12 protein-coding genes are annotated in these 14,784 nt (G+C 52.2%); 5 read left to right on the top strand and 7 right to left on the bottom strand.

The window, feature by feature from the left end; translation table 11 throughout:
- Positions 1-82 precede the first annotated feature (82 nt).
- Positions 83-559: an HNH endonuclease gene (locus GRI34_RS00060; RefSeq protein ID WP_160594190.1), complete on the bottom strand. Its 477-nt coding sequence runs from the start codon at positions 557-559 to the stop codon at positions 83-85.
- An 87-nt stretch (positions 560-646) separates the two neighbouring features.
- Here GRI34_RS00060 and GRI34_RS00055 point away from each other — a divergent pair, with 87 nt between their 5' ends.
- Positions 647-934: a hypothetical protein gene (locus tag GRI34_RS00055; protein ID WP_160594189.1), complete on the top strand. Its 288-nt coding sequence runs from the start codon at positions 647-649 to the stop codon at positions 932-934.
- Positions 935-1,507: 573 nt separating this feature from the next.
- Here GRI34_RS00055 and GRI34_RS00050 read toward each other — a convergent pair.
- From GRI34_RS00050 to GRI34_RS00040, 3 genes are all read right to left on the bottom strand, one after another.
- Positions 1,508-2,194 carry a fimbrial biogenesis chaperone gene (locus GRI34_RS00050; RefSeq protein WP_160594188.1) on the bottom strand — a complete coding sequence of 229 codons (687 nt, stop codon included), beginning with the start codon at positions 2,192-2,194 and terminating at the stop codon, positions 1,508-1,510.
- Entirely contained in the window at positions 2,194-4,620 is a 2,427-nt protein-coding gene (locus tag GRI34_RS00045) for a CS1-pili formation C-terminal domain-containing protein (protein ID WP_234028099.1), read from the bottom strand. Before GRI34_RS00045 ends, GRI34_RS00050 begins: the two co-directional genes overlap by 1 nt.
- A gap of 1,271 nt (positions 4,621-5,891) precedes the next feature.
- Entirely contained in the window at positions 5,892-7,628 is a 1,737-nt protein-coding gene (locus tag GRI34_RS00040) for a hypothetical protein (protein ID WP_160594186.1), read from the bottom strand.
- 228 nt (positions 7,629-7,856) lie between these two features.
- On the opposite strand from GRI34_RS00040, the gene GRI34_RS00035 reads away from it, so the two are divergent.
- The 3 genes from GRI34_RS00035 (at position 7,857) to GRI34_RS00025 (ending at position 11,206) form a co-directional block, all read left to right on the top strand.
- Positions 7,857-8,423, top strand: coding sequence for a PilZ domain-containing protein (locus tag GRI34_RS00035; RefSeq protein WP_160594185.1), 567 nt, complete (start codon positions 7,857-7,859; stop codon positions 8,421-8,423).
- A gap of 76 nt (positions 8,424-8,499) precedes the next feature.
- Positions 8,500-8,934, top strand: coding sequence for a DUF4402 domain-containing protein (locus GRI34_RS00030; RefSeq protein ID WP_160594184.1), 435 nt, complete (start codon positions 8,500-8,502; stop codon positions 8,932-8,934).
- Positions 8,935-9,220: 286 nt separating this feature from the next.
- A complete protein-coding gene (locus GRI34_RS00025) occupies positions 9,221-11,206 on the top strand; it encodes a putative bifunctional diguanylate cyclase/phosphodiesterase (RefSeq protein ID WP_160594183.1) in 1,986 nt (661 codons plus the stop codon).
- 125 nt (positions 11,207-11,331) lie between these two features.
- On the opposite strand, the gene GRI34_RS00020 is transcribed toward GRI34_RS00025, so the two are convergent.
- A complete protein-coding gene (locus GRI34_RS00020) occupies positions 11,332-12,051 on the bottom strand; it encodes a hypothetical protein (RefSeq protein WP_160594182.1) in 720 nt (239 codons plus the stop codon).
- 3 nt (positions 12,052-12,054) lie between these two features.
- Entirely contained in the window at positions 12,055-12,768 is a 714-nt protein-coding gene (locus tag GRI34_RS00015) for a hypothetical protein (protein WP_160594181.1), read from the bottom strand.
- 432 nt (positions 12,769-13,200) lie between these two features.
- Between GRI34_RS00015 and GRI34_RS00010 the strand changes: the two genes are divergently transcribed.
- The gene (locus GRI34_RS00010) at positions 13,201-13,632 is read left to right on the top strand and encodes a hypothetical protein (RefSeq protein WP_160594180.1); all 432 of its coding nucleotides are present in this window, start codon (positions 13,201-13,203) and stop codon (positions 13,630-13,632) included.
- 42 nt (positions 13,633-13,674) lie between these two features.
- Here GRI34_RS00010 and GRI34_RS00005 read toward each other — a convergent pair whose 3' ends face one another.
- Positions 13,675-14,514 (bottom strand): hypothetical protein, encoded by an 840-nt coding sequence (locus tag GRI34_RS00005; RefSeq protein WP_160594179.1) that lies wholly within the window; start codon positions 14,512-14,514, stop codon positions 13,675-13,677.
- Positions 14,515-14,784: the final 270 nt, after the last annotated feature.

Genomic DNA, 14,784 nt, shown 5'->3' with positions numbered 1-14,784 from the left:
CTGCCCTACCCGATCACTCGCAGTTCGCTAATCGGTGCATTTGTTCTGACAGGACCCAATGCATCCTTCCCGACTGGTTTCGTCAGTCCTTTTCTCCGGGTTGCGCAACCCACTTTTTTGAGTTCCGAATATTACTGAGATGGCTCTCACTGATACCGAATGCCGCTGCTATGACATTCGCCTTCACACCCTCGCCAAGAAGGTGTCTTATCCGGGAGACATCAACAGAGGAAAGTTTTTGTGTCGGTGGAGGAAAGAGCGGCGTCACTTCAGAACGACGGACGTAGTATAGGTTTGCTGCCCGACAATTTTGCGTATCGCCGTCCTTGAACCGGACAATCTGATTACGCGGACGCGGTCCAATGAAGGCTTCAGCTACGAGTGAGTGAACCTGACATACAGAAGATTTTTTTCCAGAGGTGAGGTGGACGGTTAATCTTCCGTCCTTGCGAATGGTAGGGTCTTTCACATGGCCACTATCGATCCGTCTTACGCGGCCTAAGTTGCTGACTTCATACTCCCAGAACCGACCGATTACGTGCCACTCTTCGCCTTCCATAGGTATTCACTCGCGATAAAGAGGATGTCGGGTGATAGGCATGGTCGTCTATCGACGCTAGGGTACCTTTGATCTAGATACCCTACCATGCAGTCCGAACGTTTTCTTTTTGCGGTAGAGCCCGAGACATCCACCATTATCGCAAAATGGAAGATGAGTGAGTGTGCGACCGACGCCGAAGTCGAAGAAGCGCAGCGCGCAATACAGCGGCGAATTGGAGATGAATATGTGGTATTGGATTCCGCTTCAAAGCCGGAATGGAGGCCATCGATTTTGACAGCGTCAGACGGCCGAAAAACGTGGCAAGATATGAAAGGCGCGAAACCTTTTTCCCTTTTTCGTCTACTATCTGAACTCCTAGCCGTACGCCGCTAATGTGTGCCCACCAAACATATGCGTTAGTCAGCTTGTTTAGATAGGCTTGATAAAAACTTCCCGGTCCCCCTCCCCGCTCTCTACGCTAATAGAGTGACTATCGAAACCAAGCGCACACTCAATGCCCTTCGCCACATCCAAGCCTTGCGGGTGGGCTCTGTGGCCCTCTACCGGCGTCGAAGCGCACATTTGCCAAGCTTTTTGGGAAACTTCCGATAATTTGTAAGCTGCCCGCTGAGCATCATTGGCGACTTTCGGACGCACGGACACGCTTATTAAGATCTTGCCTGCCGCGGATCTATCGGACACGAGAGGCCCCGCTGCCGACACCTCTAGCGAGGTCGAAAAACAAAACACAATCAGCGCTGCGGCCTTTACGATCAGGCGGACTATCATGAACAATTCCAATCAAATGTCGATAGGATTGAAATTGCATTCTCAAACGAGAAAAAAGTAGTATGACGCAGCTTATGTAACGTTACTTACCCGAAAAAACCTATATATCTCAAAGTTTTTGGATCACTCGCGGCCTTTCGTGCGAGAAATTGTTAATAAAAATTAAGGTTGAGGACCTCAGAATGTAAGCGTTTCGAGGCGGCCGCTTGCAGACCTCGTGTATTCAATCGATTTTCCATCAACGTTGTTGATGGTCCATCTTTCTCCAGGATGCAGACGGTTAGGCGGAAGATCATCACAATTCTCGGTGTTGATTTGGCAAGCCCTGCCCTTGAAGTATTCGAAAGAACTGTTCGACCGATTCACCAGAGTGATTGAACTTTCGTCCTTAACTATCTCTACGCTCCCCGATGTGCGCTCTGGCCTGACCAGCACAAGCGTATCGTAACCGACAAGAAGCTTGAGCCCATCTTCTTCGGATGTAACCTGCCCAACCACCGGTCGCACCCTCACGCGGAAAACGCGCTCTACTGCAGGTCTTTGTCCCAACAAAGCTATTCGCAACTGCCGCCGCTCACCGGGCTCAAGTATGAGGCGTCGCGGAGAAACGAAAAGATCTGCGTCTTCGGAAAGGTCTAGGGCAACTCTCTCCTCTCGGTCGGTGCCTGAATGCAGTATTTCAAACGGTTCTATCGCAACGTACAGTCTCTCACCGCCGTCGTTCAGGAGCTCGATATCACCCCGCGTGGTATCGCCCGAGCGAAAGTCAATAATGACTTTATCTAGCACTAAGTTAGCGGACAATGGGGTAGCCCATGTCCCGATCATCACCATGAACAGAATCATCTTTCGCAACCAACTCATTAGTAAGGCTCCTTACTTCTCGCGACCAGATCGCCAATTCGCGTAAAAGCTGCGGCGTCATCAAATTCGATCCCCTCTGACGCCAACTCTTCACCACTTCTCGTTAGAATTTCGAATACAGCACGAGGTGTGGTCTCAATCTGAAAATATCCCCGATCGTCCGTCAAAGCTGCCTCTCCGCTCGAGCGGACACTTGCTCCAGCAAGCGGCTCGCCATCTTCGTCGACTAGTCTCGCAATAATCGCTGTCATCTGCGAAATTGACCAATCCAACTCCCGAACATTTCCGGGATAGAGAACTAGCTCTCGTTCAGGCTGATGTATGCGAAGCGGATCACTCGATTTCGGGCGCAGACGGATTCGGTATGCGCGATAGCTGGGCAACGAAAGCACCTCTCGACCATTGCCGCGCAACAACATTCTTAGCTGGCCATCGACCAGAACCTCGAACTCATCCAAAGGCCTGGCGCCGGTAAGCTGGAGAACTACGGACGCTTCTGCTGCGCCACGCCGCGTGGCATCCACTCGCTCATCTGAAAGGAGAAGCGTCGTCGCCGCGCCTATCGAGTATTGCGTTTGTAGTTGGTTGCCGAATTGCAGTTTCAAGAAATCTGCGTTGGCCACAAAGTTTGATGTCGCAAGCTCCAAACTCGTGGAGATATTTTCGATACTTGGGCCTGTTTCGAGATTGGTGGAAATTGAAGCGCTAGAATTCCGTGCGAAATCTTTCGTAACATCAAGCGAGTGCGTGCTGTAAATCCCGCTAGGTTCTCGCGATCGGTCGAAATCGCGGTGCCCTACAGAGTTCGCGATGGCGATGTTGCCTCGCAAAAGCCGCAAATTTAGGCCGACAAAGACTGAGTCCCCGAAGGTAGAATCGGTGACCTCCCCTACAAAGCTCAACATAGCGTCACCATGGCGCACGAAGTCCCACATCGCACTCGCAGTAAGCGAATGGTCAATGTCTCCATCTTGATCCCGCAGATTGCCTTGAACTCCTAGGCGGAGCCAATTTGAACTCCACGACATCGCGCCAGTCGCTTGAGTGAAATTTCGGTAGCGAATTCCAAAGAGGTTTTCACCGCTCTCTCTTGATTGGTCGACATATCTCAAGTCGAAATTGTAATTTAATCTGCCAAAACCGGTCGAAAACAAACGAAGGGATGCTTCCTTCCCTCCGCTGCTATTCAGTTCCAGCCCTGCTTTCGCTGCTACATTGTCGTCGAAAAAATCGAGCGATATCCGACCTTTCAACTCAGCCCCTTCAACTTCCGCAGCAATTCCTGAAGCCCAGTTCGGCGCGATCCTGACTGCCCTTCCCGCTCTCGCGATGAGAGGCCTTTGCCCACCGTTGTTTAGTGACCTGTAAGCACTTTGGTCGAAGCCTATCTCCGCATAGTAAAAGGGTATGCCAAGAGGAGGGATGCTGGCATTCTTGCTGAAAAAGACTTTCTCGATACGGGATGGCCGCCCGCGTTCGGAAATTCGAACCGTAATTTCGTAGCTGCCTTGCGGGAATGCTGAGGTATCCAGCAGGGTGCTGCCTGGAGGTACCGCTTCAGCGAGGAGAAGGCGCTCATCCAGAAATATCTCGACCCTTCCCCTAGACTGGAGATAAACAAGGACGGGCGTTCCGGTGATCTGGTCCCGATTCAATCTAGTATCGAGTTGCGTACCGAATCCGAGACCCAAAATCCGCCTTCGACCACTTCCGTTCTGTGCTTTAGACCAAAATAGTCCAGCGTACGCCCGGGAATCCTGTAGATCTATCTCGGCAGCCGCCTCGCGAACGAATAGACCAGCGCTGTCCGAAACCGACAGATCAGCACTGAATCTCGCTGTTCCAAGCGAAACTAGGTTATCCAGATCGATCGAGTAGCTATCGTCATTGTCGAGATTACCGCCGCTTGCCAAGAATGAAAGCTGGGACGCAAGATCTAGATGCAGCTCCGGTTTCGGTAGATACTCAATGTCAGGTTTGGCTGCCCTGAGCAAAGGATTGACGAAAATTGAAACCTGAAATCGGTCAGCATCGTGAATGATCCCGATGGTTTCTGGATAGAGAACACCACAATCCTTTGCCACCGTATTGCGTGGACAAACCTTGCTCTGATTTCGCGAAAGCGGCTGAGAAAGGGCCTCCCGTACCTCATCCGTTCGCAAATCTACTGGAAGGTTCTGTAGAAGCTTTTCAACCTCCTCGAAGGTGATGCTTTCAGGGGAAGAGATGACGGTAAAAACTCCAACTTCATCACCCTCGAAAATCACGTCGACTACTTGCTTGGTGGGCGCGCCCAAATCTTCAAAACCAGGCGGCGCATCAGCGGATAGAGTAAGTGATTTTGCGCAAATGTCCTCGCCCATCATCAGCATTAGGGCAGCTGAAACCGTCACAAGACAGCGACAAAGATGATTGAGGCCCGACATCTACCACCTCAATTCGGGGCCACGATCAACGTGAGCTGGCCGGTATAAGCCCCGGCCGAGGCGTCAGACTTCGCCGCCTCTCTCACCATGATCGTAAGCGAGGCTGAATTGCTAGAGCCACTATTGCAGCGTTGCTGGCGAGCGGAAGAGAAGAACGGGCCGGCTTCTCGTGCGGGAGCTAACAGCACTCCTCCCGATTGCGTTGGATCGTCCGACCACCAAACTTCAATAGGAACGTCATCGCGTTGCGACGTGAGGCTGAAACTCCCGCCATTGCCATCCCCGAAAGCGGTTATCGAATACGTTGAAGATGAAGTAGAGCTAAAGACACATATGGACTGGCTCAGCGCGGAATCACCACTCAGTGACAAGGATCCCAGCTGCACATCGGCTAGCCCGGATATCCTTACTTTCCCCGACCCATTGCCTTGCGCGAGCGCTGCGGTTGTCACCGGCGGTGACAATGATCCCAGAATGAGGCAGATAAGTAGTCTGTTCGTCACCCTAACCATTGCACCAATATGCAAGATTATGGTTAACAAAAAGTAAGGCCCGCAACTCTATTTATGAGCTGCGGGCCGGACCTCATTCCGGTTGGACGAGAAGCGTCAATGTCCCGTTGTAGGTTTGGCCTGCCTGCATCGTTGAAAGATCTGCGCTCGAAAGCTTTACGATTAGACTGGCGCTAGCGCTGGGCCCGCTGTTGCAAAGTTGATTCGTCGCGGCAGAAATAAATCCAGTTTCCTGAGTTGCTGGCGCGAGTGCAGTTCCCGAGGTTTGTCCGGCACTCCCAGCCCACTCCACTGAATAGGGTACCGTGCTTGCTCCTGAGGCCAACGTGAATGCGCTACCTGCGCCACTGCCGCTAGCCGTGATCGAATATCCGCTAGTTGCGGTATTCGACCAAACGCAAACATCTTGGGCATCGAAAGCATCTACCGTCGGGTCAAGGTTCAAAAGGTTGACATCATTTAGACCCGAAATGCGCACCCTGTTTGGGACAGAGGCATTGATCGAGACCGAACCTGTTGAGGTAGTACCTAGCGACCCTTGCGTAGCTGCAAATGCTGAGGTCGGAATGCAGGCTGCGGAAGCCGCGCATATTGCAGCACCGAGGCTGCGCAGCGAGATAAAACGTTGCGAGGACATAATTTGCTCCAAAAGTTGCCTCAGGAGCACTAAGTTATTTTGCCTAAAAAACCGTTAGCACAGTGGGAAGTTTCTGCCCCATCCCTAGTGGTTGCACATTACGGAATGGCTAGACCGAATACCTAATTTCGAAGGTTAATCCTCTTGAGAACCACCCTCTGAGCCGAGTCCGAAAAAAGCAGCGCCGGCAGCATGGATCGTATCAATTGAACGTCATCCTCAGTGGCCTCACCATGGACTGCAGATCTCAAAGCCCTGTTGAGTTCGGCAAGCGAATGGTCAATATCAAGTTCGAATGCCGGGGTCCTCTGATAATCAATAAGCTCTTCTTGCCCACTTATGAGCAAACCGATCAATATATAGCTTTCTAAAAGAGTGTGAGGCTCCGGGTTAGCTTGGGTAATACGCGCTATTCTATCGGTCCATAATTGCCGATACTTCAATGTCGCAGGGCACTCGAAAGCATCGAGGATTACCGCCAACTCCAACGCTGGATACGTCCGACCTCGAGAGAAACCTTCACGCCCGAAAAGAATCGCATCTTCACAATTCTTACGTGCTACCAGAAGCTTTGCAGCAAGCGTGTTCGCATAAGGATTTTCGGGATGCGATGCTAGAACATCAGAGGTCATTCTCCATGCCGCGCTAGATGAGGAAAAATCTTTTCCGGCAATTGATGTCTGCTGAGCCAAGGAGAAAGCCTGCCGTATTTTAAGGTACGGCGTAAATTCTCCATCAGGGAACTTAGTAACACACTTATCGAGAATAACGGGCGTCACCGATCCAGATGCTCGTGCACCTTCGACCGAAATGAAGCATTCAAAATCATTCTTTGGTGCGTCAACGACTCCACGAGCCAGAGCTCTGGTTATATGGCCCGCTGGAGAGACGATACTTGTAACCTCGTCGAAAAGACTCTCTACAAGCTCCGCAGATTTTGAGGTGGGTCGCACGGTTCGCTCAGTAATTACCCTGTTTTCACGGTCGGACAAAACCAGATGCGCGCCCAGTTGGCCGCTACTATCACCTTCGATTTGCACCTTTATCGTAAAATCCGCCGAGCCACCCTCGGCATCATCGGATGCACGACTCACCATGGATTTTCTCAACAAGCTGTTGAGATCATTTCGAACTTTTGCAAGCAAGCGCCCACTTTGGGCAGGATCGCCTCCAAAATTGTCTTTCTCGACCATTAAAGCCACCAACGGCACCTCCAATCCATGCTGAAGATTTGTCGTGGCAGCCGCCTCGTTATTGGGACGTAGAGGACCTAGGGCAGCCGCCCCGACCACAGCTGCGACGATAAGTGCAGCCTGCCACTTTTTTGGAGCCTGGAGCCAATTTGAGCTCGCAAAACGCTTTTTGATGTCAGAGTTTATGGGCTGACTGGCAAAATTCACGTTGTTTATCGCTTTAATCTCGTCCGCTCCGTGCAGCTGTGATTGGGCGCGCTCGAAATCTGGTGATTTGCTGCTAGTCGGCTCATTATTTTGACGTGTCGACTTCGCAGTTGCGAGTTTGGGATAAGCCGTTTCCAAGTTTGCCGTACGCAAACGGTAATCGCCAGTCCTAATATGAAGATACAATCCATCTTCTGGCTGTCTGGTAAGGTAGTAATCGCGTAACGCCTTCCTTAGGCGCGACATCTGCACCCTTACGGCACTGTCCGTCAGCTCGTTGAAACTCTCATCTTTACCGAGAGCTTCAACCGCAATGTCGTATTGCGTGCATTTCCCGTCCGCAGAAATTTCTCGCGACAGTAGGTATTCGAGCATTTTGGAAAGGCTTGGCGAGCGCTGAAAGGAGGGCGATCGCAGGACTGCCCGCACCTCGCGCATCAAGCTCGTATTTCGGTCCATAGTCTGCCCCTATGAATATGCCTGAACATTGTTCCAGTAATATATTAATAGCTGGTTAGGAAATCATGTAACGCTTGTAACCCACAGCTCTTTTCGTTGAAAAATGCGGGGAAACTGGGGTTGTAACGTTACCTTCTCCGCGAAAAACTGAATTTTTGATCCGGGTTCAGCGAACTTCAGTGCACTTATTCCGGGCGTGGGCCCGGATTGGTTCAGATGGAGAATTCGATGCTGATCATGGAACAATATCTCGGTTCAGAACGCCGCTCAAAGGTCAGAGCAGTAAGAACCTTCAAGCCTGTTTGCATAGAGGCCGAGGGACAAACGCTAGTTGCCCTCATGCGCGATATCTCAACCACCGGCGCCGGCTTTGAGACTGAGACCGGTCTGAAAGTTGGGCAGGAACTGCGTTATCGCTGGGGGGACGAGCCTTTCAGGAAAGCAGAGGTGATCTGGGTCGACGGTGGTCGGTTTGGTGTTGCCAATCATGAGGTACTGGCGCCGAAAGATCTCTTCTCCAAGCGCTACCGTTCGGTACGCGTTCCCATATCTGCACCGACCTCAATCTTCGTAGATGGAAACAGAGTCGAGGCTGAAACGGTCAATTTCTCCCAGAAGGGCGTCTGCGCCCTGGTCTCGGATCAAATTCGAAATGGTGCACTGGCAACGCTCAAGATCGGTAAGCGCTATTTTGAGGGCGCTACCGCGAAATGGGGCGAAAACGATCGTATTGGATTTGCCTTCTCTAATGGCATGCCGATCCACGAGATGTCACGACTGCTTACGGGTCGTTGATATGATGACTTTTAGGCATCTTATGTATGTGCTCGCTATAACTTTCGCTTCCGGAAGTACGCCAGCTTACGCCCAAGTGAGTGACGCAGCGACAGCGGGCGGACAAGCTATTACGACCGTGGTAGATCCTATCAACGTGGTCGCACAGCGTCAGCTGGATTTCGGTCAATTTGAAGCCGGATCCAATCGATCCGTGACCGTTTTGCCGAATGATTTAGTACAAGATTCCGGCAAACGATCAGCACGCTTCGCCATAAGGGGAGCAAACGATCGGAAATATTCTATCGCACTGCAGGCACAGGTCACGGCCCGCGGCGATCAAAGCGGCACCGCCCTTCAGGTCAATAACATCACCGTTAAAAGCCTGAATTCCGGCGCAACAGACTGGACCGGGAACCTTGATGCAATCGGCGAAGATTCTGTTTTTGTTGGGGGCACCATTCAAACTAGTGAGCATACCCCAGCGGATCGATATCGCGCCGAAATCACTCTTCACGTCACATACAATTAAATATCGTCGGGCGCCCACCAAAGTCCCAAGCCCCCCTTTCACACAAAAAACTGGAAAGATTCAGCCAAAGACAGGTTCAAACTGCGATGCAGCAATGTCTTCGCCGCCTGGTACTGACTTACAGACGTCCAGATTTAATAATTTGCCGCCCGCCTTCCATCCTTTCAATTCGTCTAAGTAATTTCGTACCGTTAACCGAAAATCGACCGTTTTCTCATAAACTTGGCAGATGCGCAGATTGATGCCTTTGTCCTTGTCATCCTTGCGAAGAGCCTTTTTGGCTTGCTTGCAATGGGTATCGCAACAATTCGGTGGTGGGCCGGATCTGCGCGATCCACTCTATGCGCGAGAGCTCACAAAACGAGTCAGGTTTAGGCTGCAGCTACTTTATGCAGTGATCATTACAACCACGACAATCTCAGCCATCCATTATCAGGGCACTGGCCCGTTCTTTTTCAATTCCATTATGCCGGCCGTGGTCGTGAGCGTTTGCCTATGGAGAGCCGCGTATTGGTCAGACGCTAAGACCCGAACGCGCTCCGAAAGAAGGTTAGCTTCTGATCTTGAACAAATGCCGCTGCTAGGATTGGTGATTGGTCTGATGACAGCCTTTTGGGGTTTGACTACATATTCCTCTGGGGATCACAACCAACAGAGCCTCAGTCATTTTACGGTCGCCGTGACGACATTGGTAACCATTCTGGCCCTTGGCTTGATTCCCAAAGCTGCAATATCCGCCGCGATATCGAGTGTGGTTCCGTCCTCAGTCGTTTTCCTAACGGAAGGACACCCAAACTCGATCGAGGTGGTGATAACTCTCACGGTTCTTTGCATCTTAGTTTTGAGGATATCCTTGATACAGAGGGCTGAATTTCATTCACTTTTCAACTCTATGGTTGATCTAGAGCGACGCGCAGTAAACCTCGACGAGTTAACAGAAGAACTTAAGGAGTACGCTTTTGTAGACTTACTGACTGGCGTTCCCAACCGTCGCGCCATCTTGTCGGATTTGGCCAGCTTACTGCAAGATGATACAGCTGAATCTCCATGGCTCGCCATTCTAGATCTTGATGGCTTTAAGAGGATCAATGACCTTTATGGGCACACCGAAGGCGACCTTGTTTTGGTCGAAGTGTGTCGACGCTTAGGCGAGCGGCAGCGTGACCTTTCTTTTGGTCGCCTAGGCGGGGATGAATTCGTGATCCTGCTCGATGGCTCTTTCGATGAGCCGTATGTGGTGGCAATTCTTACAGATTTGCTAACGTCAATTTCCCAACCGATTAGAACTGAGCTTAGATCTTACAAAGTAACAGCTTCGATTGGCCTGAGGAAAACCCAACGACTTTCAATGGGCGAGTGCCTAGAGCGTGCCGATGCCGCACTGTATCAAGCGAAAAAAGAACCCGGTCGATTAGTCATATTCTCTCAACGCAGTGAAGAACAGTTCTTGGCCGAGAAAATTGCTACCGAAAACGTTCGAAATTCAAACTTTTCGGAAACGTTGCAGGTCTTGTTTCAACCGATTATAGACTTCGATACCAAACAGCCGCTTGCTCTCGAGGCGCTCGCGAGATGGGGCGAGGCCCCGGCGCATAGAATCGATACAGCCAGATTTATCGAGCTAGTCGAGTCGAGTGGGCGCATTAGCGAGCTTTCAGACATCGTGATGCAAAAGGCCTTTGCAGCGATACCGCACTTCCCTGACGCAGTCTCTATCCAGATAAATCTATCGGCGTGGGACCTACAAAACGACAAGCTGCTCGACAGAATAGAGACTCTAGCCCGCAAGCATCGAACCCCGAGGCGACGGATCACTTTCGAACTTACTGAAACCGCGTTGATCGGAGATTTTAGCAAGGCGGTCGAGGTGATTGCGAACCTTCGGCATCGCGGCTTTCATGTGGCGCTTGACGATTTTGGGACAGGTTACTCGAGCTTAGCATACATCAACCGCTTACCCCTTGATCAAATCAAGATTGATCGAGAGTTTGCCAACTCGCTCTTGGAGAGCGGAAAAAGCAAGGCGGTTGTTTCCTCCATCTGGGCCTTGAGCCAGCAGCTTGGAATAAGTTGCACAATCGAAGGCATTGAAACATCGGACCAGGCACTGCGTGCTCGACAAATCGGCTTGAGACGTATGCAAGGCTATCTCTTCTCCGAGCCACTATCGCTAACTGATGCGCTTGAGTACGTAAATAATTCGGGATTGAGAACTAAAGGCTCTCCCGAGCCAGTCCGCAAAGGGGCAAAGCGGGGCAATACTCTTGGCTAGCATAAGTTGAACCAATAGATTCTGCCCTACGCTCTGACACTGAGTTAATAGCTTCTCAGAAGTGGACGGGCGGCTAAGGACCCGATTGCTGACATGCCGTTTATAGGTTCGTCACGGTATAATGCCTATTTGTAGTATCCGACAGTAGTAAACATCTCACGCCCTAGTGGCACAACAACACTCTTACCTTGATAGTTTGTCGCCTGCCTACCGAATGCACCCAATCTCGGGGCTGGCAACCTTTCCTCGATTCCGGTCGTCACGTCCTCATCGGTGATTTCGATGGTGATGCGATCGATGCCGATGGCTTCGGGCGACACTTCACGCACGGTGCGCGGGTCGGAAGGGTTACTGAACGTGACAAACATCGGCCAGGCCTGCGTCGGCTCGCGATTGCGACGCGGGGGGAGTGTTCGCGGCAGGTCGTGTGCGCCTTCGACCTTCACCATCGCCTGCAGAAATTCTGCAGCATCGCCGAAACTGTCCTGCGTCGAGCGTTCTTCGTACCATTCGTCGATCGCCTGCTGGACTTCGCTGCGTTGCGCACCGTCGCGTGGGACGTGGTCTCGCAGTGCCATGCCTGCCACGAAGGCGGCGTAATCGGCATTGTCCGGACGTGACAACAAGGCGTAATATGTGCGGCCATTGCGATCGATGACGACGGCTTCGCCTTCGACCTTGCGACTGATGATGGACATGCCCTCGGTCACTTCGACATGACGGACACTCGAAAACTGTTGCCCGCCCGCGTGGACCGTCATCTTGTAACTGTAATCGGGAAAGCGGTCACCGCATCCAGTGAGCGCAGCGATGCACAGCAATACTAGAAAGATGCTTCTGCTCATTGATTATTCCTGCCGGAATCCGCCCAACACACTCCGTATCGGATCATCAAATTCAAGATCACGTGCCCAAGCCTGAAAGCCGCTTTCGGGTCCGAAATTGGGGAGCCTCTTTTCGATCCCGGTCGTCACATCTTCATCGGTGATTTCGATCGTGATGCGATCGACGCCGATGGCTTCGGGCGACACTTCACTCACGGTGCGAGGGTCGGAAGGGTTACTGAACGTAACAAACATCGGCCAGGCCTGCGTGGGCTCGCGATTGCGACGCGGCGGTAGTGTTCGCGGAAGGTCTTGTGCACCTTCCACCTTCACCATTGCCTGCAGAAATTCTGCCGCCTCGCCAAAGCTGTCCTGCGTTGAGCGCTCTTCATACCATTCATCGATCGCTTGCTGGACTTCGCTGCGTTGCGGATCGTCGCGCGGGACGTGATCGCCCAGGGCCATACCTGCCACGAAGGCGGCGTAATCGGCGTTCTCTGGTCGCGACAACAAGGCGTAATATGTGCGGCCGTTACGGTCTATGACTACCGCCTCGCCTTCGACCTTACGGCTGATGATGGACATGCCCTCGGTCACTTCGACGTGGCGGACACTCGAAAACTGTTGCCCGCCCGCGTGGACCGTCATCTTGTAATTGTAATCGGGAAAGCGGTCGCCGCATCCCGTGAGCGCAGCGATGCACAGCAACAATCCGATCGTACTCGCCCGCCCTGCCAAGCGTCGCTCCTGTGCTAGACCCATCTTCAAGAAACCAGCTGTGTAACGGACAAAGGTTTCTGTTTGCCAAACAGCTATTTACTGCTCCGCTTCGCGCCTCTGCGATAACACGCCAGTTCAATGACCGCTTTCCACCCATCTGACGACGCCTTCGCCGCGCTAACGAAGTGACGAATTCGGACTGTCGGCTAGCGACCCGTTCTCAGCCATCAACGCAAAGCACTTTGTTGCCCAAAAGCGGACGCAGATTGCGCTTGCCCCACGTGTCCTGAATATGTGGCGCGCGGGGAGGGAAGCGAGCGCTCACTCCAAACTATCGCAGAAGATTCGTCATCGGCCCTATCGCCGGGCTGCCAAAATTATCTTAACGGGTTTAAGTATAGGGACTTACGCTCTTCACCCGAATTGGGGCTGAATGCTTACGAGGTAAAGATGTTTGAAGCCAAATCGCGCGTCTTGATTGATTTCGATCACAAGATCGTAATCTCGGCCGATCACGGACGCCTAGACGATCCGGTTTCTTTCAGGATAGATTTTGAACCGGATATCTCGCGCGAAAATTATCGCGAAGCCTTGCCCGATGACCTCAGAGAAATCTGGGAAGCCCATAACAGCGGACCCGCGCCATATTCTATCATCTCGTCGGGTGGTAGGAGAACCCTGATCACTATCTTTGCGAAACAAGAAGCGGGCTATTTGATTTCCGTCGATCACAATCGAAGGAAACTTTGGGCTCGCCACACTCAAGATCTCGAGCTGCCGCCAGGATATTTGGAAGAGGCCCTATGCGCTATACCTTCGCACCCCTACTGGAAGGAGTACGGCCACGGACTTCCGGTCGAAGTGAATCTTTCTTCCGGATGATATTTAGACCATGTCATCCTAACCGACGGCTATGCTAGTTTCTCAGGCCAGGTGACCTGGAACGGCAAAAAATATGAGGCGCCCCGGGTCAGGCGCCAATTCATGCCACGTGTCAAGCGCCATCAACAGCGGTAGGGTGTCGGTCAATATGTCGAGGTTGGCATATTTTTCATCGTTCGAGAACCGCACCACTCCATCATGATCCACCCGAAACATATGAGCCGGGGCTTCCATCGGATGCAGCAAATAGGTGATACTATCCGTGGAGCGGCTGACGGGGCTGAATTTTCCCATGAAGAATTTCACGATGCCCGGGAATTCTGGTGACGATATGCTTGGGCAATTCGCCAGGCCAATCCAAGCGGGATGAAAGCGGCAATCCAGCGAGTAGGCGACGTCGCTTTCAAGTACCTGCCCACCGAGCGAAAGCACCGCACCCAGCTTACTGGAGAAAAGAGTAGATCGGGCCACTATTTCGAAGCCAAGATCAGTGGGTCTACTCGGTGTAATCGATCCCCTTTCGATATAGGTTATCCGACCTGCTCCGCGCCGACCTTTCGCTTCGGGAATGGACGGGGACATCGGCATCGCAGCCGCGCTCGATGAACCAGCATTTAGGGGATCATGGTTCGACCTGCGTGCTGCTGCACGCCGTCTCTTGCCGAAGCTTCGATCTGATCGCTCCGGGCCTTTGAATTGATACCAGGCGGCTAAACCGAAACAGATGAACGCCAAGCCCCCGAGGACCACGGCGCGATAGGCAGATCTGTAGTAGAAATCATCTGCATCCGGATAAGAAAGGATGGCGATGACAATTAGTATCGCCCCGATGCAGAGAAAGTTGACCACGTGACGCGATTGATCGTCGTCGGCACGTCCCACCCCATATCTCCGATTATCCATGACAATCGATGTAAGGTGTTGCCGTTAAGATATCGCTTTCGTCAGCGAGTTACTCTCGAAGGGCGGCAGCTTTGAGCACACAGGGACTGGAAGTAATTGGGTCGGGGGGCCACCATCAGCGTTGTGGCAATTCTACGGTTTCTTAGCATGCTTGAAACCGCGATATCGGACGGTCCGCTTCCCACCCAGTTCGTGACTGATTTGCCGAGTTAGGCGTGGGCCAAAAGCGGACCGGCAGGTAACGACCCG

Source organism: Qipengyuania aquimaris (assembly GCF_009827445.1).
Classification (GTDB): domain Bacteria; phylum Pseudomonadota; class Alphaproteobacteria; order Sphingomonadales; family Sphingomonadaceae; genus Qipengyuania; species Qipengyuania aquimaris.
The sequence above is the reverse complement of the archived record's forward strand: the minus strand, read 5'-3'. Positions and strand labels throughout refer to the sequence as shown.